Annotated in this window: 17 protein-coding genes and 1 pseudogene; 8 read left to right on the forward strand and 10 right to left on the reverse strand. The window is 55.0% G+C overall.

Features of this window, described 5'->3' with window-relative positions; genetic code table 11:
* The first annotated feature begins 3 nt into the window (after positions 1–3).
* From CFELI_RS07625 to CFELI_RS07640, 4 genes are all read left to right on the forward strand, one after another.
* Positions 4–810, forward strand: a complete 807-nt coding sequence (locus CFELI_RS07625; RefSeq protein ID WP_277104996.1) for a DeoR/GlpR family DNA-binding transcription regulator — start codon at positions 4–6, stop codon at positions 808–810.
* Complete coding sequence (locus CFELI_RS07630; RefSeq protein WP_277104995.1) at positions 807–1769, forward strand: 1-phosphofructokinase family hexose kinase; 963 nt, start codon at positions 807–809, stop codon at positions 1767–1769. The genes CFELI_RS07625 and CFELI_RS07630 overlap by 4 nt, the downstream gene beginning before the upstream one ends.
* 211 nt (positions 1770–1980) lie before the next feature.
* Positions 1981–4122: a PTS fructose transporter subunit IIABC gene (locus tag CFELI_RS07635; RefSeq protein WP_277104994.1), complete on the forward strand. Its 2142-nt coding sequence runs from the start codon at positions 1981–1983 to the stop codon at positions 4120–4122.
* 422 nt (positions 4123–4544) lie between these two features.
* Positions 4545–4808, forward strand: coding sequence for an HPr family phosphocarrier protein (locus CFELI_RS07640; protein WP_277104993.1), 264 nt, complete (start codon positions 4545–4547; stop codon positions 4806–4808).
* Between the two features lie 188 nt (positions 4809–4996).
* Here CFELI_RS07640 and hutI read toward each other — a convergent pair whose 3' ends face one another.
* From hutI to CFELI_RS07665, 5 genes are all read right to left on the reverse strand, one after another.
* Entirely contained in the window at positions 4997–6175 is a 1179-nt protein-coding gene (gene hutI / locus CFELI_RS07645) for an imidazolonepropionase (RefSeq protein WP_277103771.1), read from the reverse strand.
* 30 nt (positions 6176–6205) lie between these two features.
* Positions 6206–7891 carry a urocanate hydratase gene (gene hutU, locus CFELI_RS07650; protein WP_277103770.1) on the reverse strand — a complete coding sequence of 562 codons (1686 nt, stop codon included), beginning with the start codon at positions 7889–7891 and terminating at the stop codon, positions 6206–6208.
* Positions 7892–8370: 479 nt separating this feature from the next.
* On the reverse strand, positions 8371–9909 hold the full coding sequence (gene hutH / locus CFELI_RS07655) for a histidine ammonia-lyase (protein WP_277103769.1): 1539 nt from the start codon (positions 9907–9909) through the stop codon (positions 8371–8373).
* Positions 9910–10415: 506 nt separating this feature from the next.
* Positions 10416–12884 carry a tetratricopeptide repeat protein gene (locus CFELI_RS07660; RefSeq protein WP_277103768.1) on the reverse strand — a complete coding sequence of 823 codons (2469 nt, stop codon included), beginning with the start codon at positions 12882–12884 and terminating at the stop codon, positions 10416–10418.
* A gap of 77 nt (positions 12885–12961) precedes the next feature.
* Complete coding sequence (locus CFELI_RS07665; protein WP_277103767.1) at positions 12962–13762, reverse strand: IclR family transcriptional regulator; 801 nt, start codon at positions 13760–13762, stop codon at positions 12962–12964.
* A gap of 56 nt (positions 13763–13818) precedes the next feature.
* Here CFELI_RS07665 and hutG point away from each other — a divergent pair, with 56 nt between their 5' ends.
* Complete coding sequence (gene hutG / locus CFELI_RS07670) at positions 13819–14769, forward strand: formimidoylglutamase (RefSeq protein ID WP_277103766.1); 951 nt, start codon at positions 13819–13821, stop codon at positions 14767–14769.
* Positions 14770–14876: 107 nt separating this feature from the next.
* Here hutG and CFELI_RS07675 read toward each other — a convergent pair whose 3' ends face one another.
* Positions 14877–16163 carry a uracil-xanthine permease family protein gene (locus tag CFELI_RS07675; protein ID WP_277103765.1) on the reverse strand — a complete coding sequence of 429 codons (1287 nt, stop codon included), beginning with the start codon at positions 16161–16163 and terminating at the stop codon, positions 14877–14879.
* 206 nt (positions 16164–16369) lie between these two features.
* On the reverse strand, positions 16370–17965 hold the full coding sequence (gene hflX / locus CFELI_RS07680) for a GTPase HflX (RefSeq protein WP_277103764.1): 1596 nt from the start codon (positions 17963–17965) through the stop codon (positions 16370–16372).
* 1290 nt (positions 17966–19255) lie between these two features.
* Between hflX and CFELI_RS07685 the strand changes: the two genes are divergently transcribed.
* The 3 genes from CFELI_RS07685 to CFELI_RS07695 all read left to right on the forward strand — a co-directional run bounded on the left by CFELI_RS07685 (position 19256) and on the right by CFELI_RS07695 (position 22154).
* Positions 19256–20014 (forward strand): hypothetical protein, encoded by a 759-nt coding sequence (locus CFELI_RS07685; RefSeq protein ID WP_277103763.1) that lies wholly within the window; start codon positions 19256–19258, stop codon positions 20012–20014.
* A 109-nt stretch (positions 20015–20123) separates the two neighbouring features.
* Positions 20124–20654, forward strand: coding sequence for an ECF transporter S component family protein (locus tag CFELI_RS07690; protein ID WP_277103762.1), 531 nt, complete (start codon positions 20124–20126; stop codon positions 20652–20654).
* A gap of 129 nt (positions 20655–20783) precedes the next feature.
* Positions 20784–22154, forward strand: a complete 1371-nt coding sequence (locus tag CFELI_RS07695) for a DUF418 domain-containing protein (RefSeq protein WP_277103761.1) — start codon at positions 20784–20786, stop codon at positions 22152–22154.
* Positions 22155–22315: 161 nt separating this feature from the next.
* Here CFELI_RS07695 and CFELI_RS07700 read toward each other — a convergent pair whose 3' ends face one another.
* The 3 genes and pseudogenes from CFELI_RS07700 to miaA form a co-directional block, all read right to left on the reverse strand.
* Positions 22316–23080 carry a pyroglutamyl-peptidase I gene (locus CFELI_RS07700; RefSeq protein ID WP_277103760.1) on the reverse strand — a complete coding sequence of 255 codons (765 nt, stop codon included), beginning with the start codon at positions 23078–23080 and terminating at the stop codon, positions 22316–22318.
* 42 nt (positions 23081–23122) lie between these two features.
* On the reverse strand, positions 23123–24016 hold the full coding sequence (gene dapF, locus CFELI_RS07705; protein WP_277103775.1) for a diaminopimelate epimerase: 894 nt from the start codon (positions 24014–24016) through the stop codon (positions 23123–23125).
* A gap of 42 nt (positions 24017–24058) precedes the next feature.
* Positions 24059–25003: pseudogene (miaA, locus tag CFELI_RS07710) on the reverse strand (tRNA (adenosine(37)-N6)-dimethylallyltransferase MiaA); the annotation flags it as partial.
* Positions 25004–25017 lie beyond the last annotated feature (14 nt).

The raw sequence follows: 25017 nt of genomic DNA on the forward strand, positions 1-25017 counted from the left end.
ATCATGGCAACTGTTGCTCACATCAATGGACGACACGAAGAAATTGTCTCCTTGGTGAATGATCATGGTCGGGTCGCTGTCGCTGATTTGGCTGAGCGCTTCGTGGTGACCGCCGAGACTATTCGCCGTGACCTTAAAGCGCTTGAGGCACAGGGCCTGCTCAGTCGAGTGCATGGGGGTGCTGTTATTTCTTTGCCTTCCTCCCCTGGCGATTTCATGGCAATCGATGAGGATGATGACCAGCTGCCGACGCATCAGTCGCAGCGCCGTAAGCAGCTTATTGCGCAGGCTGCACTTGGTTTAATGCCTGGACCTGGTGGTTCGGTGTTTATTGATGCAGGGTCAACGACTGAGGCTTTCGCCAATGTTTTGGCGAAGAATTATGTCGGCCAGAATTGGTCGGTTGTGACCAATTCTCCCAATGTGGCCCGCATCGTCGCTTCTGCTGGGGTTCCCCATGTGTGCGTGGTGGGTGGTTTTTTGAAGGCACGCACCCAGGCAGTTGTTGGTGAAAGCACTGTTGAGCAGTTGCGTTTGTTACGCGCTGATGTGTCTTTTATGGGAACGAATGCCCTTGATCTTGAGTTTGGCTTGAGTACGTCAGATTCACGGGAGGCACAGGTGAAGTCGACGATGATTGGGCAATCTGTGCGTTCTGTGGTCTTGTGTGATTCGACGAAATTGGGTCGGCGTGTTGGGGTGAGTTTTGCTTCGGTGCGTGATGTTGATGTTGTGGTGACAGATCGACATGCGCCGGAGGGTTTTGGTCAGGTTCTTCGTTCCTTTGAGACTGAATTGGTGATTCCGTGATAGTGACGCTCACTCCGAATCCGAGCATTGATATGACCTTTGCGTTGGAGTCAATGTTGGTTCCGGGACACGTTCACCGTTTGAATGCGGCAGTGAGTGTGGCTGGGGGTAAGGGCATTAATGTTGCCCATGCTGTTTTGAAGGCTGGTGTGCCCACGTTGGCACTTTTCCCAGCGCAAGCACAGGATCGCTTTGTGCAGTTGATGCAGGAGACGGGTATTCCGTTTCAGTATTGTTCGGTTGATGAGCCGGTGCGGGTGAATACGACATTGACGAGCCCAGATGGTACGACAACGAAGTTGAATGGTGTGGGGGCCACGCTTTCTGCTGAGTCGGTCGCTGCGCTTGAGGCGATGGTTGTTGAGCATGCGGCGTTGGCTCAGTGGGTGGTGTTAGCTGGTTCGTTGCCGCCGGGGGCTCCTGTTGATTGGTATTCACAGCTGGTGTCGCTGATTCATGCGTATGCTCCGGACACGAAGGTGGCTGTTGATACGTCGGATCGTCCGTTTAAGTCGTTGACGGACAATATTGAGCGTTCGGCGCCGGATTTGATCACTCCGAACAGCATGGAGCTGGGGCAGATCGTGGGTATTCCTGGCGAGATTTTGGAGTTGGAGGCTGTACAAGGCAATTTTGAGCCGGTTGTAGCGGCGGCGCAAAAGTTGGTTGCTCGCGGTGTTCCTGAGGTGATGGTGACGTTGGGTTCGGCTGGTGCGGTGCTTGTCGACGCCAGTGCAGCGTTTGTTGCTTCCACCTCGCCGTTGGACGTGGTTTCGACTGTCGGTGCTGGTGATTGCACCTTGGCGGGGTATGTGATGGGTCGTGTGCGGGGGTTGTCGGCTCCGGATGCGTTGGCTTATGGTGTGGGTTTTGGTTCGGCTGCGGTGTTGTTGCCAGGCACGATGATTCCGTGTCCGCAGCAGGCGTCTGAGCATGAGATTGAGTTGCGTGAGTTGTAGCGTTGAAGGGCTTGCTCCCCCGTTTGGGAGATTTGTGCGTTCATATCGGGTGTTTTCGGATTAGAATTTCTTTGGTATGCGCACCTATTGAGTGTGACTTCCCTTGTGACAATGCATGAGTGTTGTTTGTGGTTTGTCTTGTGTTGTGTGGGGATTGTGAGGGGTTAGTTTTTCTCCTTGTTTTAGCCTTGGATAGGATTTTGGTTTTCCGATGAGTTCCGCTGTGTTGACGAGCGATTTGGTTCGGCTCGATGTTGAGTGTGGTGGGTCGGTTGAGTCTGTCGCCCGGTTTATTTCTGAGCTCGTTGTGGCTCAAGGTCGGGCAAAGGACGTGGATCTGCTTTTCGACGCCGTGTGCGCGAGGGAGTTTCAGTCGCCGACGGGTATTCCTGGTGGGGTGGCTATTCCACATTGTCGCTGCGCCACAGTAGTCGAACCGACATTGTGTTTTGTTCGGTTGAGCAACCCGGTTGATTTTTCGGGCCCTGACGGGGCTAGTGATCTGGTGTTTTTTATTGCTGTTCCGGATTCACAGTCGCGTCAGCATATGGTGCTGTTGTCAAAGCTTGCGCGCGCTTTGTTGAAGAAAGATTTCGTTGCGGCATTACGCGCAGTTTCGTCGCCGGATGAGGCTGTTGCACTCATTGAGGGCGTGTTTGATTCCCCTACTCCCCCGAAGAATCAGTCCACATCGGCACCACGCACAGGAATTATCAGCTCGCCTTCGGGCTCGTTATCTAATTCCCCGGAAGATCACCCCGTGGGTGGTGCCCATGCGACTGACACGCAAACTTTCGATTCGCCGCAATCCCTATCCTCTCCTTACTTAGCGCCTGACCAGGAGATTCGGATTGTGGCAGTCACCGCCTGTCCCACCGGCATTGCGCACACGTATATGGCTGCGGATGCTCTTGTGCAGGCGAGTGAATCCATGCCTGGCGTGACCGTCATGGTCGAAACTCAAGGCTCTTCTGCTTATAATTCGCTTTCAAGCACCGATATTGCGCACGCTAATGCGGTTATTTTTGCCACTGATGTTGGTGTGAAGGATCGCGAGCGCTTCGCCGGTAAACCCGTGATCGAATCTGGTGTGAAAAAGGCGATTCATCATCCGAAACAGCTGTTGGAATCCGCCGCGCTTGCAGTGCATGATCCTCATGCCCGACGGGTCAGTGCTGGGCCGTGCCGCGTGGGCGATGAGTCTCATGGGGTGTCTACTGCCTCTGGGCTCAGCATAGGCAAACGTCTCCAGCAGGCCGTGATGACTGGTGTTAGCTACATGGTGCCTTTCGTCGCTGCTGGCGGTTTGCTCATTGGCTTAGGTTTCCTGTTTGGTGGCTACGATATGGCACCTGCGTGGAAAGAAATTGTCCTTTTCCATTCCCTGTCTACGCTTCCAGGCTCCACGATTGAGGCTGCTGGTTATACGATTACTACTGACCGATCTGGGTTTATGCTGTATTTCGGTGCGGTGTTGTTCGGGGTGGGCCAGTCGGCGATGAGTTTTATTGTGGCTGCGCTCTCTGGCTATATTGCATTCGCTTTGGCTGGCCGACCCGGTATTGCCCCAGGTTTTATTGGCGGTTCTGTCAGTGTGCTCATTGGGGCAGGCTTCCTCGGTGGTCTTGTCACTGGTGTGCTTTCAGGTCTCATCGCAATGGGGCTGGCACGGATCAAGGTGCACCGCGTGGTGAATTCGTTGATGCCGGTGGTGATTATTCCTTTTGTTACCAGCATGCTAGTCGGTGTATCCATGTTCTTTTTCTTGGGTCGGCCACTCCATAAAACCTTAGATCTGCTGCAAATGTTGCTTGGAAGCATGAGTGGGACTTCCGCCATGGTTTTAGGTGCCGTATTGGGTGTGATGATGTGCTTTGATCTGGGCGGACCTGTGAATAAGGCAGCGTATTTGTTCGCCACTGCGGGGCTATCGACTGGCGATAAAGCCTCGTTGGCGATTATGGCTGCCGTTATGGTTGCCGGCATGGTTCCACCAATTGCTATGTCAATAGCGACATTGATCCGACGAAATTTGTTTAGTGCTGCGGAGCAAGAAAACGCTAAATCGGCGTGGCTTCTTGGATGTGCGTTTATTTCCGAAGGTGCTATTCCCTTTGCTGCCGCCGATCCATTGCGGGTCATTCCATCACTGATGCTCGGTGGAGCCACTGCTGGTGCACTATCGATGGGCTTTGGTGTAGGTTCACGCGCTCCACATGGTGGTATGTTTGTGTTCTTTGCAGTTGAACCGTTGTGGGCTTGGTTCGTGGCTTTGGGCGCCGGTGTGATTGTCAGTGCTGTGGCGGTGTTGTTGCTCAAGCAATTTTGGCCGTCGAAGGCTCTTCAAACCTAATGTGAAAACTTAAAAGTGTTGGTCACTGTGGGGATGGTTGTGTTTTCTGCGGCTGTGCATACACAAGTGAGCCCGACCGGATACTGGGATTTTGTTCACAGTTTTTGACGATGAAATCACCGTATGCACGCACTGAGCAGCACCTTTGTCACCTTTGTGAAAACTACTCCGCATCATGTGACACAGCACTTATGAACATTGTGTCCGTTTGATGGCGCAAACACAGATTTAGACATAGAATCGGACATAGGTTTGCTTTGGTTGTTCCCACTTTATTCACGCTACTTTCGTGCTATCTGTGCGTTGGGTAGGAAGCTGTGGGAATATTCGGGCAGCTTCATTCACTTATTGTTTCGTGGCACTCCCCTAGGCTTGCGGGCGTGGGGTGGTAGTGCGCGGTTTTTATGAAAGGACCCATTGAGATGGCTTCCAAGACCGTAGTTGTCGGTTCTGCAGTTGGTCTGCACGCTCGTCCAGCTTCCATCATCGCCGAGGCTGCTGGCGAGTATGATGAGGACATCTTCTTGTTCCTCGAGGGTGAAGAAGACGAAGAAACCGATGCCGCTTCTTCCCTGATGATTATGGCTTTGGGTGCTGAAAAGGGCGACAAGGTAACTGTCACCTCAGAAAACGCCGAGGCTGTTGAAAAGATTGCTGCGTTGATCGAACAGGATCTCGACGCTTAAGATCGCCTGATAAGCGCTTTAAAAAAGTGGCGGTGCTCCTTCTTTTCTAAGAAGGAGCACCGCCACTTTTACTATCTCCTCACTAACCCCCAACCAAGACTGTGAAGTTTTTATTCCCTTGGTTGACAAAGAAAGCGATAAACATTATCCCAAGTCACCTCAGTTGTGTGGTTAACCAGTAGGGTGGATTAGACTTTCTCCCCGCGGATAAACGTAGCCCAACTCAACGGCATTCCTGGCCGATACGCTAAATCAATCGCATGAGGGGTATCGAGTACATGCAGGTTCGCTTCTGCCCCTTCGACGAGGCTACCCACGGCTGGTCGACCACGGGGATCTAGGCCGTTATGAACTGCATGACGATTCAACGAAACCGCACCTGCATGAGTTGCAGCACAAATCGCTTCATCTAAACTCAAATGCATTTGCAGCACCGCTGTAGCCACACAGAAATTCATGCTTGATGTATAGCTTGTGCCAGGGTTGAGATTCGATGCGATAGCCACAGTTGCCCCGGCGTCGAGAAGCGTGCGAGCGGGCGCAAGAGGTGCGCGGGTGGAAAGATCGCAGGCCGGCAAAACCGTCGCCACAGTGTCATGGGCTGCAAGCAACTCAATATCATCGGCACTGAGATAATTCACATGATCGACGCTCCGCGCCCCCATCTCAACCGCCAGCTTCACACCTGGGCCTTCACCCAACTGGTTGCCGTGGACCCGTAACCCAAGCCCACGATCTTTACCTGCCTGCAAAACCTGGCGCGCCTGGTCTTCGTTGAATGCGCCACGTTCGCAGAAGACGTCGATCCAGTGCACGTGGTCGATCACGGCATCGAGCATGTCGGTGCATACAAGGGTGACGTAGTCCTCGGCGTTCGCGCCTCGTGGTACGACGTGGGCGCCGAGGAAGGTTACATCGTCGACGTAGCGGTGTGCGAGTTGGGCGGCGTGTGCTTCGCTTTCGACGTCGAGTCCGTATCCGGTTTTGGTTTCTATGGTGGTGGTGCCTTGGTGGCGGGCGGCGCGGATGCGGTCGATGAGGAGTTGTTCGAGGCGTGCGGTGGTGGCTGCGCGGGTGGCGTCGACTGTGATGTTGATGCCCCCTGCCGCGTAGTTTTGGCCAGCCATGCGTGCTTCGAATTCGTGGGCGCGGTTGCCGTCGAAAAGCATGTGGGTGTGGGAGTCAACCCAACCGGGTAGGACGGCACGCCCGCCGAGGTCGTGTGCGTGATCGCAGTCGGGGGCGTGCTCGTGTGAGCCGATCCAGGCGATTGTTCCATTGTCGGCGACCAGTGCCGCGTTGTGGATGGTGCCGTGGGGGCCGACGGTGCGGAGTTCGCCTATGTTGTGGAAGAGTGTGCTGCTCACGGTGTGTCCCTTGGGGTGGTTGTTGTGTGGCTAGTTTTCGCGGGAGTGGAATGGCATGGGGATGCGTACGCCGCGTTCGGTGGCTACTTCGTGGGCGCGGTTGTAGCCGGCGTCGAAGTGGCGGATGACGCCCATGCCGGGGTCGTTGGTGAGTACGGCGGTGAGTTTTGCTGCGGCAAGTTCGGTGCCGTCTGCGACGCAGACTTGGCCGGCGTGGATGGAACGGCCGATGCCTACGCCACCGCCGTGGTGGATGCTGACCCAGGTAGCGCCGGAGCTGGTGGCTGTTAGCGCGTTGAGTAGTGGCCAGTCGGCGATTGCGTCGGAGCCATCGAGCATGGCTTCGGTTTCGCGGTAGGGGGAGGCGACGGAGCCGGAGTCGAGGTGGTCGCGGCCGATGACGATTGGTGCAGATACTTCGCCCTCGGCGACGAGGCGGTTGAACAAAAGGCCTGCTTGGTGGCGTTCGCCGTAGCCGAGCCAGCAGATTCGGGCTGGTAGTCCTTCGTATTCGACGAATTCTTCTGCCGCGTCGAGCCAACGGTGGAGGTGTTCGTTGTCGGGAAAGAGTTCTTTGAGTGCGGCGTCGGTGGTTTTGATGTCTTCGGGGTCGCCTGATAGCGCTGCCCAGCGGAAGGGCCCGAGTCCTTCGCAGAAGAGTGGGCGGATGTAGGCTGGGACGAATCCTGGGAATTCGAAGGCGCGGGTGTATCCGGCGAGTCGTGCTTCATCGCGGATGGAATTTCCGTAGTCGAAGACTTCTACTCCGAGGTCTTGGAATTCGACCATTGCTTGGACTTGGGCGGCCATGGATTCGCGGGCTTTTTTGGTGAAGGTGACGGGGTCTTCGGTGCGTTCGCGCTCCCAGTCCTCCACGGGGATTTCGCGTGGGAGGTAGAACAGTGGGTCGTGTGCGGAGGTTTGGTCGGTGACGATGTCGATGGTGATTTCACCGTTTTTGTGGCGTGCCAGCAATTCTGGGAAAACGTCGGCAGCATTGGCGACAAGTCCGATGGAGACTGCTTCGCCGTCTTCTTTTGCCTTGTTGGCTCGGGAGATGGCGTGGTCGAGGTTGTCGGCGATTTCGTGGAGGTAGCGTTTTGCTACGCGTCGTTCGAGACGGGACTTGTCCACGTCAGCGATGATGCACACTCCCCCGTTGAGGGTCACGGCTAGTGGTTGTGCTCCACCCATGCCGCCGCATCCGCCGGTGAGGGTGATGGTGTGTGCGAGGGTGCCGTTGAAGCGTTTGCGGGCAATGGCGGCGAAGGTTTCGTAGGTTCCTTGGAGGATTCCTTGGGTTGCGATGTATATCCATGATCCTGCTGTCATTTGGCCGTACATCATGAGTCCTTCGGCTTCGAGGCGGCGGAATTCCGGCCAGTTTGCCCAGTCGCCAACAAGGTTGGAGTTTGCCAGCAAAACGCGCGGTGCCCACACGTTGGTGGTGAATACGCCGACGGGTTTGCCGGATTGAACCAGGAGAGTTTCGTTGTCTTCGAGGGTTTTGAGGGTCTCGACGATGGCGTCGAAGCTTTCCCAGTTGCGGGCTGCCTTGCCACTGCCGCCGTAGACGACGAGATCATCGGGGCGTTCGGCTACTTCGGGGTCGAGGTTGTTCATGAGCATGCGCAGTGCAGCTTCGGTTTGCCAGTTTTTGGTGTTGAGCGTGCTGCCGCGGGGTGCGCGGATTTCGCGGGGTGCGTGTGTTGTCATGTCTGTGCCTTTCTGCCGTGCTGCGATGGTGTGGAGTCTGCGGTGTGGTGCATCTGTGTTGTGTGGGTTCGTCACCGTGTGCGGGTGCACCGGTGTACGTTGGCTGTCGTGAAAGAAACCCACACTCCAACGTGTGCACGTGCGCCGCAGCACTGTTGTGTGCTTGGTATCACTATAGGATGAAATTTTCTGGGATTATAGGCATATAAGTATTCTTGTGTCTGAAATACCAGACACATACGTGTGTGGTGGGCTTTCTTTTTAAGCTCGGCTCACTTCCATGACACCTCCCGCTTTTCGCTAGTCCCCGCACACCTTTCTAGGTGATACGCAAGAGGGGAAGAAACAAAACCACCTGCTTCATGGCATCCATGCAACAGGTGGTTGTATACGTACGCGTTAAAAATGCATCACAGCGCTGTCATGCGCGCATCATGGCGTACGCTTATCGACGCCCACACTCGGCTGTGATCACTGCTTTAAGCTAGTTCACCGACGGCGTCTTCGACTTCACGCAGCAGGCTTGCCGTGGTCACCATGTTCACGACCGCTTCAATTTCAGGGGCAAGGAACCGGTCTGTGCCAGGACCTGCCACAGCGGTTCGCACACAATTGACCGCAGCTTGCGTGCCGGCAGCCGGGCTGAACGGTGCACGGAAATCAATCGCGCGCGCAGCGGTAAGCACTTCCACCGCCAGCACTCGAGCCAAACCATCAACGCTGCGGCGTAACTTTCGACCTGCAGCCCAACCCATAGATACGTGATCTTCTTGCATGGCGGAACTTGGGATGGAATCCACCGACGCGGGGTTAGCATTACGCTTGAGCTCTGAAACAATTCCCGCCTGGGTGTACTGGGCGATCATGTGACCAGAATCCACGCCTGGATCATCAGCAAGGAACGCATTTAAGCCACGGTTTCGGGATACATCAAGGAAACGATCTGTGCGACGTTCCGAAATTGACGCTAAATCCGCCACCACGATTGCGAGGAAGTCCAACACATAAGCCACTGGAGCGCCATGGAAATTACCGTTGCTTGCAACCCTGCCATCGACAGCAACCACTGGATTGTCAATCGCTGCGGCAAGTTCGCGCTGCGCCACGAGCCGAGCGTGCGCAATCGTATCGCGCACGCCACCTGCAACCTGTGGTGCACAACGCACCGAATAGGCGTCTTGAACATGGCTTTGGGCAAATTCCTCCTGTGCGGCAGCCAAAATCTCAGAGCCGGAGACCAACCTACGCACATTTTTTGCGCTTGCAGCCTGGCCTGGATGTGGGCGCAGCATCTGCAAATCCTCATCAAACACAGCAGCAGTACCGCGCAGCCCCTCCAGTGTGAGTGCGGTAGCCACATCGGAAGTTTTCACCAACACCTCAAGGTCATGCAGTGCAAGACACAGCATACCCAGCATGCCATCGGTGCCGTTGATGAGGGCCAAACCTTCTTTTTCTTCCAGCACCAGTGGGGTGATAGCAGCGTCAGCTAGTGCCGTGGCGGCGTCGACACGCTCCCCCGAAGCCAGGCGCACAGGCCCCTCACCCATCAATGCCATCGCACAGTGTGCAAGGGGGGCTAGATCACCGGAGCACCCCAAAGAACCATACTCATGAACCACAGGGGTGATATGCGCATTCAACACTGCAGCATAAGTTTCAGCTACCACCGGACGCACACCCGTGCGTGCCGTCATCAGCGTTGACAGGCGCAAAAGCATCAATGCCCGCACAACTTCGCGTTCTACTTCAGGCCCAGATCCAGCCGCATGGGATCGCACCAAACTACGCTGCAGCTGCGTCCGCAATTCGGTAGGGATATGTCGCCTTGCCAACGCACCGAAGCCCGTCGAAATTCCGTAAACAGGAGTCGGATCGTTTGCCAGCTCTTCAATACGCCCACGCGTCGACGCCACCTGGGCGAGCGCGTCAGGGCATAAAACGACCTGTTCTCCATGCCGGGCAACCGCTACTACTTCGTCAATGCTCAAAGCCCCAAGGCCAACAGTTACGGTCATTGGAAAATCCTTTCTGTGCCCCATTCCCCCATTTTTTCAGCAGTCGTGATCACTGTTGCGTCCTTGATGGACACGTGACACTTCCCCCAACGAAAGCTCACCTACGCAAACATAGCTCAGCATTTCCGGGAAAAATCACAGTTACTACCTTAGGTTGTGTATCCTTCTGCCACCGACGTATCAAAAAACCGACCACGTGAGAATGGTTCGTTTCGTGGGCGCACACAAAGCCACGATCAACGACAAGGACATACGCACTGCATATGCGCAGCGGGTAGTAAAAATGTGAAAGAAAAAAGGAAAATGGTTGTGATGTGGTTGTCTTGAATACTGTGTAGAAGCACCACGGTGGTGCTCAACCGTTTCTGCGCGACAGCCAATCTGCACAGTGGCCTACCCCACAACTATTACACGAACAGGCATAATTCACGCAAGCACCCACGCACAATAAAAACCTGACTGCTGCTATTTCCCTACCGCCCATGCGCTTAGGCATCCCACTTCCGCTAGTTCCGACCAGATCGCTTGAAACCTAACCGCTTCTCATTCCGCACACCATGCCCCTGAGCCGATTGCTGTGCCTTGGCAATGCGCTGAACTAAAAATGCCCCTAATGTTCTCATTCCCCACTGCCCCACACGCACCAGCAGTCCGCCCAACCTCAAGCCCTTACCCTTGTCCTGCGCATTTTCTGTGTGTGGGCAGAATGCTGAATCCACATGGACGCATCCTTCATGTTCGTTGGCATCGGTTGGTTCAATTGTGCCGGTTGTCGTGTGTGCCGGAGCGTGATCCTTAAGTGTAAGTTGGTGACGCAAAGTTTCGGCAGCGTTGACATAGCGGGGGTCGCAGGCCTGGCGGATATGCGCGGGTTGATGAAAAAACCACTCAAGCTCCTCCCGTGTGGCATGATCGTGAGCATGGCTCGTCTTCGCCAGCGCAAGGGTACGCATGAGCCTGGCTTGGGTGAGAATTATTTGGGTGGTGGGGCTGAGGTTTTCTTGGAAGAACATGATGATAGTGCCGGCGATTTTGGCGGCTTCGTCATGGTCATTTTTGCTGGTAGCAATATCATAGAGCTCAAAACCAGCTTCTGCCGCTTGGGCTTGAATCTTTTCGTTCATGCAGGTCAGCTCTAAATAGCATTCCACGAGCGTATTTATGGCTGCGTCAAGGTTACCGATTGCTTTCAGCGCATACGCTTTGGTGGTATGCGCTACAGCGCAGTGGTAGCGCATTTCCTCGTCTTCATGTTCGTTGCTGTGCTCAATCACTCGGTCACAATAGTTAATACAGGCTTGGTAATTGTGCAGTGCACCGTAGGCAATGGCGATGTTGAGCACGCAACGATGGCGGTCACGCACAATGTAGTGGTCGATGTCGTTGCTATAGGTTTCCAGCAACCTATTGTGGTAGCTGATTGCTGTTGTGAAGTTGTTGCTAAACAGCAACAGAGATCCCGCTGCTAAACCTGCGTGCATGGCTGCGGCACGCACCATGGGTTCGGGGTGATTGTGGTACTGCGCGGTGGTTTTCTCTACATGCTGATAAGCCTTTTCAGCACTGTCTGTTGTGCGTAGAGTTTCAGCATCGGCAATATGCGCGAGAATAGTTTCGGTCAATTCGATTGCGCGAATGGTTGTCTCACTCACTCCGTAGCGTGACAGTGTGGCGTTATCACCGGCGCGGTGTAAGGCACGCAGGATGTTGTGTTTGAGCGAATGGAATCTCCCAAGCGTGGAGTCGAGATCAGGTTGGGGCTGGTCACTACTGAAGTGTATGAGTGCTTCGTCGGCGAAGTAGAGGGCTTTAAGCGGGTTGGCGAGTGCGAGCGCTTCAAGCAAGGCAGCGTTATAGAGCACCTGTGCCCACAGCGGGTAGTGCTGTTCGGTGGCGTGGTGGCGGATGAGTTCCAGAGCTTGAGCATAGAAGTGTCGGGCCTGCTGGAAATGCCCGCGACTGTGATAAATGGTGGCTAGTTCAGCATTCAGGTTAAGCCTAGTGTCGGTGTGAGTGAGTGTGTTGGCAGCAACTGTGTTGTATTCAGTGATGGCGTCGGTGTAGGCGTGGATTTCAAGCGGCAGGTTGGGGTTGTTGTATTCGGTGACGATCGTGTCAAAGTTAATGGGCACATGCGGGGGTTGAAGTTGACTGCGGAAATGGGTGATTTTGTTCGCGATGATGTTCAGGAGCTGAGTGCGTAGTTTTTCATCCTCGTGGAGGTGTTCAGGCAGGTTGTCGTAATAGGTGATGGCATAGTTTGCAAGCAGCAGTGCTTTGTTGGTGTTGGTGGCACTCGGAGTGGCGAAAAGGAGGTTGGTGGCGGTTTCCCAAGCCGCGAGAACCACAGTGGCGATATTGATGTCGTGGGAGTGTTGGTGTTTGGTGCCAAAGCGGATGAATTCTTCCGCAGCCTGATTTTTCCCGTGGTTGGGGATGGTTGTGCGTGCGGTTTTGTGGAGGAGATCGAAGAATTCGGTGTGGGCGAAGAAATTGCCAGGTTCACCTTCCCAGAGGGTATTAAGGGTATGGGTGCGGCTTTGGAGGTTGTGGTAGCCCTGTGCGGTGTCGGTGATTTTCCACGCGAGAAGTTCAGATTCCATCACGAGGCTTCGGTGCTTGGCGTTGGTGGTGTTGTGCAGGGCAGAAAAGACTTCGGTGCAGGATGTGAGGATGTTGGTGTGGATGGCTTTGGGCAAGGTGAGATATTTTTCGTCACTGTTCCACAAGGTGTCGATGATGCTGATGTAGGCGTGGGTGCGGGCGTGGAGAGGTTCGTGGATATCTTCCACAGGTGGGGGTTCGGCGGTGTTAAATCCGGCGTCGTCAAGCATGACGGTGGCATGGTTGGCAACGCTGAGCCACGCATCGACGACGTCGGTGATGCTGATGTTTTCACCAGGGTCACCGGCGCGATGTTCGAGCATCTGTGCGCGGTTAATCAGCTGCTCTAGGTGTCGGCTTGGGTCCCTCATAGCTCCCACGGTAGCAACTCTCGCGCAATGGCGTCGGCTGTGTCGCACCCATGTTCTAAGGCTGCCCTAGTGAACGTTTAAGGTCGCGATGATTTAGGCGCGTTGGCGGTGCCGAACATGCGAGTGCTGATCTGCTTGGCGCGGCGCATAAGGTCTGCGCAGATCACTGTTGTGTGTGCGTCGTCTAAGGTGTGGGTGGGGAAAGTAACTGTAAGTGCACCTGCTGGGCGGCCGGTGTGATCAAGGATTGCTGCGGCGATGCTTTGCTGCCCGGGTGTGATTTCTTCGTATTCTTCGGCATAGCCGCGCTTGCGAATCGTTGCCAAAAGTGTGTCGAGGGCGTGATAATCGCCGTGCTCTTCCTGAGCACGGTGACCGTGGTGTTCGTGCGTGCTGTAACCGTGGGCGTGCAGTCGCCCGTGCAGTTCCGCTTGGGGGAGGTAGGCGAGCATTGCTCGCCCCGATGCTGTGCGTAGCGCATCGAGGCGTACTCCTACGTCGGTGATCAGGCTTGGTGCGTGTGCGGCGCGTTCTTCGAGTACGTAGCTAACGTCCATTCCGGATAGTTTGCTCACGTGTGCGCTTCCCGCTACTCGTTCGGCAAGGCGTTGTGCATGCACGGCGCTGGCGCGTACGAGGGGTTGTTGGGTGGAATAGGCTTGCGCCATGGCATAAGCGGCTACTCCTAGTCCGTAGCGGGATTCGTTTTCGAGGTGCATGACAAACCCGGCGCGCACCATTTCTTTGAGCAGGTGGTAGGTGGTGGATCGGGGGATGGCTAATTCGGCGCTGATTCGGGTCGCAGACACTGGTTGCTCGGAGTGGATGAGCAGGTTGAGGATGGCGAGTGTGTGTGCGGCGGCGGGGACTTGGGGCACTGGGGTTGGGTTTCTCTTTCACGTTGCGGTTTGATTGTGCTCTATCCTAGGTGAACATGAAGGATTACATTTGGCAGGGTCGTAGTGATGGGCCTGGTTTTGAGCATGCGCGTTGGCATTCCACTGTTGTTTCCGCCCAGCGTGGGGATGGTGAAGGTATCGGCGCTGTGTGTGAAGGTGCTGTTGTGCTGGTGGGTTTTGCCTCCGATGAGGGGGTGCGGCGCAATCATGGGCGACCGGGGGCGCGCAATGCGCCTTGTGCGTTGCGCGATGCGTTAGCGTCTGTAGCGATTCACGATGATCGTGTGCGGGTTGATGCTGGCACTATCGTCTCGGGTGAGGATTTGGAGTCGGGGCAGCAGTTGCTTGCGCACACAGTGCAGTCGGTGCTTTCCGACGGCGCGCAGTGTGTGGTCACGCTTGGTGGCGGGCATGAAACGTCGTGGGGTTCGCATCAAGGTGTGCGCGGCGCTTTCCCGTCGAGCAGGATTGGGATTATTAATCTCGATGCCCATTTTGATTTGCGTACTGCGCCGTATCCAACTTCGGGTACGCCGTTTCGTCAGATTGCTCAGGCTTGGCCTGAGGCTTTTCATTATCATGTGCTTGGTATTTCACGGCCGAATAACACTGCAGCGCTGTTTACTGTGGCCAAGCAGCTCGGTGTTGAAGTGATTGAGGATTTTCAGCTGGCTGAGTACAGCGTGCAGCAAGCCCAGGAGCTGATTGATCGGATTACTGCGGGTTACGATGTGATTCATTTGTCTATCGATTTAGATGTGCTTCCTGCAGCCACAGCTCCTGGCGTGTCTGCGCCTGCGGGTTTGGGTGTGGATCTGCGTGTTATTCGTGCACTGTGTGTGGCTGCGGCGCGTACCGGCAAGGTGAAGCTTGTCGACGTCGTTGAGCTCAATCCCGAATTCGATGCAGATCAGCGCACTGCAAAGGTTGCCGCGCGACTCATCGATGACATCATCACCCACATCCCTGCCGCCACTGTCGATTAATCCACAGGCTGCGGCAGCAACGGTGCTGTCGCTATGGGAAAAACCCACGCGTTGTGAAGGATAGTTCTCTTCAGCTTCGCGTGGGTTTTTCTTCGCCTCGGGAGTGTTTAGAACTTGGCGTTCTTGCCGTCACCGACGTTGATGTAGAGCCACTTCATTAGTGGGTAGAGCACAATAATACCCACCGAGCCCCAGGCGATGCCTTCGAGGCTGATACCAAACACGGTCAGCGTGAGGTTACCAATGCCAGCTACAAGTGCCACTGCGGCCATGGTGAGGTTGACAGGATTGTTGAAATTAACCTTATTATCCTGCCAAATGCGCACACCAAGCATACCAATCAAGCCATACAGCACCAGTGCTGCGCCACCCAGCACACCTTCAGGGATGGTGAAAATCAGCACACCAAACTTCGGCACGAAAGCCAACGCCACCGCAGTCATTGCAGCGATCCAATACGCAGCGGTCGAATAGACACGCGTAGCTGCCATCACACCAATGTTTTCCGCATAGGTGGTGGTACCGGAACCACCGAAACCACCAGCAAGCGTCGTACCGATACCATCAGCGATCAGTGCATCACCAGCCAAATCATCCAGATCCTTACCCGTCATCTCCGACACAGCCTTCACATGGCCCACGTTTTCCGCAATCAGCACGATCACCACAGGCAAGGTCACCAGCACGACCGACAGCGTGAACTCTGGGGCATGGAACTGTGGCAAACCAATCCATGGGGCTGCGGCAATCTTCTCCGACGCATCCTCAGCAAGGTTGCCGCTCACAGCAGCGAAAATCCACCCAATAATGACACCCAAAAGAATGCCCAGGCGCGCCACCATGCCGCGGCCTGCAACAATAAACAGCAAAATAGAAAACAGCGTTACCGCTGCCACCCAAGGTTGCGCTTGGAAATTCCCCACAGCCGCCGGCGAAAGATTCAAACCAATCAACGCCACAATCGCACCGGTAACAGCAGGGGGCATCACAATATCGATGACTTTCTTGCCCAATACCTTGACCACAAAGCCAACCGCGATCAGCACCAAACCAGCAGCCACAATACCGCCGAGCTGCGCAGAAATACCCTCACCCTGACTTGCCATCAAAGGTGCAATAAAACCAAAAGACGAACCCAAGTACGAAGGCAGGCGGTTACGCGTCACCAACAAGAACACCATCGTGCCCACACCAGAAAACAGCAGCGTGGTGTTCACGGGGAAACCGGTCAACGTAGGAACCAGCAAAGTTGCACCAAACATTGCAATCACATGCTGCATACCAATGCCGACAGTACGACCCCAACTCAGTCGCTCCTCAGGCGCAACAACAGCGCCTGGCTTGATGGTCTTGCCATCGCCATGAAGGGTCCAACCCCAGGAAGAAGTACTCACGAAACTCCATTATGAATCCCCACATACCCTTTCACCAACTCCCCACACCCACACGCCCACACATAATCACAACCACACCAACGAAAAAAGAACACCCCCACACAAAAACCCACTGGTATCAAGCCCTCCGTTGCCAAGCAACGTCCAGGCCCACACCAGTGGGAACACTCACCACAGCGCCCTACAAACACACAGGCACTGCGACTTTATACAGTTTCGCGCCTAAACTCACGCAGCTCCTCTGCCAACGACACAGGAAGACGCACCTCAACTAACGTGCCTTCCTCCGTGTACTCCTCATTCAACACGGTGCCCAACTTATGCACACGCGAAACCACATCTCCACGAGTAAACGGAATCAGCAACTGCACATGCGCATCCAAGGAGTTGAGGAACAACTCCACGCGAGCTTCCAGCTCCGCAATCCCCTCACCAGTATGCGCAGAGACAAACACAATGTCATCAATCGCATGACGCAACTCCGCCAACACCAAAGGATCAGCCGCATCAATCTTGTTCGCCACAATAATCTCCGGCGGTGCCTGGCAACCCAACTCCCGAACAATATCGGAAATCACACCATTAACAGCCTCAATCTGCTTCAGTGGGAACGGATCAGAAGCATCCACCACATGCAACACTAAATCAGCCTCCACAACCTCTTCCAAGGTCGAACGGAACGCTTCAACCAACTGAGTAGGCAAATGGCGAACAAAACCCACAGTGTCGGTAAACACCACCTGGCGTCCATCAGCAAGCTCTGCGCGCCGGGTTGTTGGGTCTAGGGTTGCAAACAGTGCATCTTCGACCAACACTCCGGCACCGGTCAGTGCGTTGATGAGGGAGGATTTACCAGCATTGGTGTAGCCTGCGATCGCAATTTGCGGAATGGTGGAGGCGCGACGTTGCTGGCGTTTAATGTCGCGGGCGGTTTTCATTCCGGAAATTTCTTTCCGAAGTTTCGCCATATCGGTGCGTAGACGGCGACGGTCCGCTTCAATCTTGGTTTCACCAGGTCCACGCAGACCCACACCACCGTTGGAACCGGCTCGGCCACCAGCCTGGCGCGAAAGCGCCCCGCCCCAACCACGCACGCGAGTAATCAGATACTCCATTTGCGCCAGTGAAACCTGCGCTTTACCTTCCTTGCTTTTCGCGTGCTGGGCAAAAATATCAAGGATGAGCATGGTTCGGTCAATGACCTTCACGTCAAGCGCTTTTTCCAACGCGATCATTTGGCCAGGCGAAAGCTCACCGTCGCACACAACGGTGTCGACACCGGTGGCGACAACAATGTCTTTGAGCTCTTTGACTTTGCCGGAACCAATATAGGTACCGGGGTCTGGCCGATCACGCTTTTGATAGAGCATGTCTACGACTTCAGAACCTGCGGTTTCGGCAAGTGCTGCGAGCTCTTGCATGTTCGCTTCAATTTCTGCGGTGGTACCTTCGGTCCACACGCCCACGAGGATAACGCGTTCGAGGCGCAGTTTACGGTATTCAACGTCGTAGCCGTCGTCCTGATCGGTGGCATGAATACCAGATCCGCGGGTGAGGCTTCGCAATGATGCACGCGCCTCAAGGTCAAGTTCGCCCACAGTGGGAACGTCTGCACTTGTGGTTGGTGCGCTTGCGCCTTCGCGTGCTGTGTTCTCGCGGGCAGATGTTGGTGTGCTTACTTCGAGCAAACCGGAGAGATCTTCGCCTTCGGGTTCGGCGGGAATTGTTGGAGTGTGATTCTTGAATGCTTGTGTGAGCAGCTCATCAACTGTGAGGTGCTGTGAAGATTTATCTTTAGTCATCGTTGCTTCCTATTGTTGCACTTTGCGCAACAACTTTGCCAATGATAGCCAAAAGAACCAGCACATCAGGTAGGCGCACACCACCCCCTTGAGCCCAACCAACACACCTTTCGACCTGCACCTATCCCCTTTTTCCCTTCCCATACCCACTTTCCATCCCCTTCCTGCGACATCCCCTATTATCTAGCCCACCTACATCCCAGCCCGTCCACCTACATCCCACACCTTTGCGCATTCCCCACACTGTTAATCCCTCGCCCAGCCAGCTCATGAGTCCAAGCAACGTGCTCTATAGCTCTCACAACTTCTTGGCTTGCAACTATGCCCTGTGCACATGCACACATTGAGGTTTTCTTATCAGGACAATGCAGTGGGTAAAGAATGCTCGAAACCCGACGGTGCACTGAGGCATGAGCGACGTGATGTGTTCAGGAAAAGCCCTGCACACCCCAGACAAAAAACATACCTATAAATATGTGGGAATTGATTCAAAATTACTGATTCGACTTTCAGCAAATAAGTGGAAAATTGACCTGCGGTTTTATGGGTAGCACGTGCTCTATGTCGAATCAATATTTTTCTTATATATCGCAAAGCCCCATGGCTCTACCAAGAACAGTGTTGCCGATGCATGCACGATCACAGAGTGGATGCGGTGAATTTCACGCGCGTGCGTGTCGATCCGAGTTTCGTTTCCCTTCGGATACGGGGCAGTAACGTGTTGGAGCAATGGTTACGCTCGCCACGATGCCAGACACGAAAGCAGTCATGGTTTTTCACCACGCGGCGATGATCACATGGACTTTCAAAGAATCCTTGGAACAATGAAGTCTTCACTACCTCCCCTGATGACCTTGTAAATATATCGAGGTTGAAAATTAAGGGATGCCCATGATGACAGCACACTCAAGCATGCATGCGTTGAAGATCAGCCTGATTTTCAGGATCACACACCACTACATGCCTCTGCATACTTGGTAACACCGTTGCACCCACCAAACCCCCAACACCGCGGGTTATCGTTTGATGCGTGTTTTTCTGGTGAGAAAACCTCAATCATGAGAAACCACTCTGTTGGGTTCAGCTGCGCACTCAACGCCGGTGGTGGCGTCGATAAGCAACAGCACAACATGCTTCACTACCTCCTATCTTGCCCGCCAATTATTCCTGCTCTCAGTGGAATAAGGTCGCAGTCACTTCGCCAGCACACAGGATGAAGTGTCCACACTGAAGGGTGTGGAAGAAACCACAACTCTGTGAAACATCACCCTGCGTCGTAGAATATCCTGCATGAGCAATGATCTTTTGGCCCTCGGAATGAAATTCGACAAATGGCAAGACGCTGTGGAAGCCGCAATCGCCACCGACAAACTCTCAGTCACCGGCGAAGTACGCGGGGGGCAACTGATCCAATACTCCGACAGCTCCGGCGCACAGATTAATATTCTCGCCGTCGAACCCTTCGCCACCTACACCGGATTCGATTCCGTCGCCATGAGCTTCGCGCACGTCAGCATGATCAACGATGTTCTCGCACTCTGCGAAATCGTCGACTACAACGGCCAGCCCGTCACCACCGTTGCCTGCAACCTCGCCCAAGGCCCACTGCTAGCCGACGAACCCGAGCAACGCTGGCAGCAACTCTCCGTCACCGCTCTAGCCAACGAAGCGGGGCTGCGCACCTACCCCAGCGTCGATGCCTACACCAACGAATCTGGCACCCACCCAGGCTCCCTCATCTCCCACGGCGCAGCCATCGTTGCCAGCGGAAACGGCGCAGAACACCCTGATGCCTCCGCACAATTTACCGCACGCGTTTTAGAAGCCGAATACCGCACCAATGACCTCACCGGGCAGCGCTTCATCCACGCAACCGTCGACGGTTCCTTCGCCTACGATGTGTGCATCCCCGACTGCATCGACCTGCCCGAAAAGAACTCCGTCATCACCGGCGACGCCGTCATGGTTGCCACCATTATCGCCCCCAGCGGGTGTGGCAGCGACGGCGGTGGATGCGGATCTGGCGGATGCGGTTGCGGTGGCCACTAATTGATATACAATTTCATCAAAGTCACTGTATTTGTCAACACTAATGAATACAATGATCCTTAAATTCCAATTAGACCCTATTATTTATTTCTTGTAATCTGGTTCCCCTATGAAGGACTTAGACGCACTCGATCATGACAACCGCGAGCCTTGGTGGCCATGGGCGGTTGTCATCCTCGGCTGCATCCTCCTTGTCTACTTCCTGCGCTACGAAGGATTCATCCTCGCAGCCATCATTATGGCAGTGGCCATATTCGTTGCCCGCTCCCAGCCCCATAACCAAGAAGCAACAGCACTGAAGTCTTCCATCACGCTTTCACGCGAAGATATCGAAGACACGCTCGCGAAATACGATCAGTTCCTCAGCAGCCCCGATGTGGATCACGTCGCCGACCGCACCCTCCACCGCCCAGCACTGGCCGACCCTGACTGCTCAGACCCCGATATTTCCCGCTTCCTGTTTCTCGTATCAACCTCCCGCCGGTTCGTCTCGCGCGTCGATGCCCGACTTCGCCGTAGCCTGTCAGTCCCCCAACTTGAAGCATTGCTGCAAGTCACTGACGCCCGCGCCCTTGAACTTCAAGAAGCGTGGATTCAAGCCCGCCGTACCGCACACCGCCTCGGCGCCGACTACAGCTAAACCACTCCCACTCAATGTTCAGCAATGGCCTAAGCCACAGTAAAAGTGCTGTGTGATCTGCGGACATCAGCGGTGCTCGTCCATACTTCTGGCTAGGTTGAAGCCACCTGCAGCTGTACCCTAGTACGCATGGAAAAAATCACTCGTAAGCCACGAGTTCGCATCGACGGTTTCGACGTCGCCCGTGCGCTTGCCATCATCGGCATGGTGATGGCGCATGCTGGCACCACTTCATGGCCTGGCGCGCACATTGCCGACGGCTACGCATCGGCACTATTTGCAGTGCTGGCAGGCATATCCACCTCACTGATGCTTGAAAAAGCCACAATCGCTGGTGGCGCTGAGCTTGCCCAAGCCCGTTCGAGGTTGGTGATGCGCGGAGTGATTATCTTCCTCATCGGAATTGCGCTCAGCTCACTTCAATCCGTGATTGCGATCGTACTTTCCGCCATCGCTCTGATCCTTATGCTGCTTGGCCCTGTCACAAGGTGGAGCTTGTTCAAGCAACTGCTGTTTTTGGTGGGAATGTCGTTGTGCAGTGCTGCCATTGCCGGTTCTTTTGGTTACTGGCACACAGTGCACCCACTGTTGACCATCCCCTACCCTTTGTTTGCGTGGCTCGCCTATGGCACCGCCGGCATGGTCGCCTACCGTTTGCTCACTCACAACAAGTGGTGGCAACTTGGATCCATCGCACTGGCAGCGCTCGTCATGAGCGTTTCCTACCGTGCCCGCTATCAGCTGGATGAGCTGGAAAATGGCCCCTCACTTAACGAAAAGCCAGCACCTCAAATCCCCAGCTCACTGGCAGAGCCGGACTACTCCAGTGTGAGCTCATTGCCTGGACAGTTTAACGACAACCCCTATGGTTTTTTCCGCAACGCAATAGACATCAGCCCGCATTCGGGAGGGCTTGGCGATATCTGGCTGTCCATCGCCGGCGCTTTCGGTATTATCAGCGTGTGCCTGCTGCTGTGCCACCCCAGGTTCCTACGCACCCTCTTATTCCCTTTCCGTTCCATGGGATCAATGGCACTCACAGTCTATGTACTCCACGCCATTTCGGCAGGCTGGTATTTGGGCGGTATCCCCTTTTCACGACCAGATGATTTTGCGTATCCAGCGAAATCCGACTACTCCATGGAGAAGTATGACGATACCTACGAACCGCTACCGAAATCCTCGCCCGATGATTCCATGGAAGAAGTACCGCTATTACTGATCACCATCGGCAGCGCCTTAGCCTTATCTTCCTTGTGGCGTCTCAAGTTCCGCCGCGGCCCATTGGAGGGCATGACCCACGCACTTTTGAATAAGGCCACAGCTGAACTACCGCCACTGGATCAACAGCAACTCCTCGATCGGTCCGTGCTTGCCGCAGAGCGGCGCTCGATCCGTCAAGCATTAGGCATTCATGAACGCCCTGAAAGCCTGGCTTTAGACACTACACACGCCTCCACACCAGTGCCGAGTGACAACACCGAGAACCCCAACATCTAGCCAACTGGGCATATTAGTTGACCGCACAGCAGGAAAGCACCCCGAATTAGGCAGTGATCCTTCCTCCTGAGTTCACGCAACGACCGCCACATATTTTGCAGCTACCTTCACAATTCACAGGTGGCACAGAAACGTGGCGGTTTCGCGTACTTTATGGTTGTTTAACCTTGCACGTTGGCTGCACAAGCACGCACGTAGCTGAGCGCTGTTGTGCGCATTGTTACGCGATGAAGCTCTTCCAGCATCAGAGTTAGTCCTGTGACACACTGTTCGATCGTGCGTGGCGCATTCGGATCCACACTGGCCACACTTGGTGTTTCAGGATCGGTTTCTGCGCCCACCGTAGCAATGCTATTGCTGCGAAGAGCCGGAATATGCACAAAGATCCCGCCTGTAGCTGTCATCCACTCCGGTTTTCGATCGAGCCAGTAATACAGCCAATAACTGACATGGTTGCATACAAAGCGCCCAGCATCATTGCTCGGCTTTGCTGTGATTCCATGCTGATTAATCACCGCACAGAGTTGATCCACGCTCAGCGGAAGCTGTGGGTTAAGATACCGCTCACCGCTGGGAATAATCGCAGAACCTACAGGTTGCTCACCTGCATTATCGGGGATTCGGGCATTGTGTTCGTTGACCCCGATGTGCTCTAGGCTCAGGTAGTCACGGCCACCGGCTTCCCCAAGGCACAGGATAAAGTCGGGTTGGTGTTTTTCCACCGCTGCTTGAAGCACGAGATGTGCCTCGGCGAAAGTGACAGGCAGAATTTCGCTGATGCATTCCAGTGTTGAGCCTGCATTGTTTTGACCAGTATGTGCGTGTTCGCGCGGTGGAAAACGGTGTGCTAATGCCTGTGCAACACTCTCGCTGGCGTTTTCTGTATCGTGCCCAAAAGGCTCAAATCCGGTGATTAAAACACGCATGCTTTTTCTCCTTTTCCTGCACACAGCTACGCGTGCAGGCGACTATATCTTCAGTGTGGCGGTAGCCATGGTTCCGGTCGCCACAATCGCTGAAGGGCCTTCCAAGGTGGAGGTTTCGCCAGCAATGGTGACTGTGACTGAACCTCCAGGGATGTGGACAGTGACAGTTCCGTCTACGAGTCCGGCGTCGGCAAGCGCTGCCCGCGCTGCCGCAACCGTGCCTGTGCCGCAGGAGCGAGTCTCGCCCACACCGCGTTCAAACACGCGCATGTGGACGTCCTTACTGGAAGGGTTGAATTCAGTGACAATTTCGACGTTAACCCCTTCGGGGAAAAACTCTTGGTCGAAAACAGGTTGAATCAAGTCCATGGCAGCTAGTGTCTGAGCGCTCATACCTGGGACCACACAGGCCAGATGGGGGTTGCCCATATCAACCGCCACACCGGCAAATTTATCTGTGCCGATAGCGCAGGTGGACACCCCAAGAACAGTTGCTGGGCCCATCTCAACCCCCACCTGGGCATGCCATTGATCACAGTCGCTGACAGTAACAGGCTTAGCCCCGGCGCGAGTGCCAACCGTGAAGATATCAGTTGCAACTAGTGCGCGGCTGCGCACGTAGTGGGCGAAGACTCGGGTGCCGTTGCCACACATTTCGGCAATGGAGCCGTCAGCGTTGTAGTAGTCCATGAACCAGTCTGTTCCGGCAACGCCTTCGGGAAGTTCGGCGATTACGCCTGAGTCTACGAGTGCGTGGGCGCGGACGACGCGCAGTAGCCCGTCGCCGCCGATGCCTGCGCGGCGGTCACAGATTGCGGCGACGAGAGTATCGGTGATGGTTAGTTCGGCGTGAGGGTCTTCGATGATGACGAAGTCGTTTTCGGTGCCGTGTCCTTTAGCAAAGTTCAGGGTTTCGGGGAGCGTCGTGTGTGTCATGGTGGTGGCTGAGTCTTTCGTGTCTGTGATGCAGTAGTTGTTGATGATGTCTACGGCTTGGGCTAGTGGGTTATTCGCGGCGTCGATCCAGTGGATGCGTGGGTCGCGGTTAAACCAGGAGCGTTGTCTGCGCACGTAGCGTCTGGTGCCGATGACGGTGCGTTCTTCTACTTCGGCCCAGTCAAGTTCACCTGCTTGAGCTTGGAGTACTTGAGCGTATCCGATTGCACGTCCGGCGGTGGAGTCGGCGACGAGGCCACCCGTGGTCACGAGGGTGCTGACTTCGTCGATGAATCCTTGCTCAAACATGAGCCGGGTTCGTTCTTCAATGCGGGGGTTGAGCCACTCTGGGGTGGTTTTCAGCCCCAGAATGATGGTGTTCCAGCGGGGAGCTGCGTCTTTTGGCGGTTGTGATGCTTGGAAGGGTTGACCGGTCAGTTCAATGACTTCAAGGGCACGCACGGTACGGCGTGGGTCTTTGTCTTCGATGATGGCGGCTGCGTCGGGGTCGATCGTTGCCAGGTGCGCATGGAGTTGATCAATGCCTATTTCCTCCAATTTTTCTTCCCACCGTGCACGTACCTGTGGGTCGGTGGGGGGAAATTGCCAATTATCGAGCAAGGCTTGAACATAGAGCATGGACCCACCAACAATAATCGGGGTGATTCCTTTCGACAGCAGCTTTTCGACAGTGTCTACTGAGGTTTGTTGGTAGCGGGCAACGGATGCGGTGTCGGTGACGTCCCAAATATCGAGCAGGTGGTGCGGGATGCCGCCGCGTTCTTCGACAGATAATTTGGCGGTTCCAATATCCATGCCCCGATACAGCTGCATGGAATCGCAGTTGACGATTTCACCGCCTAATTGGCGGGCAAGTTCTATTCCTAGCGCTGATTTCCCCGACGCGGTGGGGCCCACGATGGCAATCGGCACCGGCACACCGTGCAGCTGAGGTGCTGCTTTCAATGCGGGTTTGTGTGGGAACATTGGTGCAGCGCTGT

The organism is Corynebacterium felinum, from assembly GCF_030408755.1.
Lineage (GTDB): Bacteria > Actinomycetota > Actinomycetes > Mycobacteriales > Mycobacteriaceae > Corynebacterium > Corynebacterium felinum.

Bases quoted from the DNA above. Each gene is read 5' to 3' on its own strand.
- CFELI_RS07625 (WP_277104996.1), top strand. From the start codon at position 4: ATGGCAACTGTTGCTCACATCAATGGACGACACGAAGAAATTGTCTCC.
- CFELI_RS07635 (WP_277104994.1), top strand. From the start codon at position 1,981: ATGAGTTCCGCTGTGTTGACGAGCGATTTGGTTCGGCTCGATGTTGAG.
- CFELI_RS07640 (WP_277104993.1), top strand. From the start codon at position 4,545: ATGGCTTCCAAGACCGTAGTTGTCGGTTCTGCAGTTGGTCTGCACGCT.
- hutU (WP_277103770.1), bottom strand. From the start codon at position 7,891: ATGACAACACACGCACCCCGCGAAATCCGCGCACCCCGCGGCAGCACG.
- hutH (WP_277103769.1), bottom strand. From the start codon at position 9,909: ATGACCGTAACTGTTGGCCTTGGGGCTTTGAGCATTGACGAAGTAGTA.
- CFELI_RS07660 (WP_277103768.1), bottom strand. From the start codon at position 12,884: ATGAGGGACCCAAGCCGACACCTAGAGCAGCTGATTAACCGCGCACAG.
- hutG (WP_277103766.1), top strand. From the start codon at position 13,819: ATGAAGGATTACATTTGGCAGGGTCGTAGTGATGGGCCTGGTTTTGAG.
- hflX (WP_277103764.1), bottom strand. From the start codon at position 17,965: ATGACTAAAGATAAATCTTCACAGCACCTCACAGTTGATGAGCTGCTC.
- CFELI_RS07685 (WP_277103763.1), top strand. From the start codon at position 19,256: ATGAGCAATGATCTTTTGGCCCTCGGAATGAAATTCGACAAATGGCAA.
- CFELI_RS07690 (WP_277103762.1), top strand. From the start codon at position 20,124: ATGAAGGACTTAGACGCACTCGATCATGACAACCGCGAGCCTTGGTGG.
- CFELI_RS07695 (WP_277103761.1), top strand. From the start codon at position 20,784: ATGGAAAAAATCACTCGTAAGCCACGAGTTCGCATCGACGGTTTCGAC.
- CFELI_RS07700 (WP_277103760.1), bottom strand. From the start codon at position 23,080: ATGCGTGTTTTAATCACCGGATTTGAGCCTTTTGGGCACGATACAGAA.
- dapF (WP_277103775.1), bottom strand. From the start codon at position 24,016: ATGACACACACGACGCTCCCCGAAACCCTGAACTTTGCTAAAGGACAC.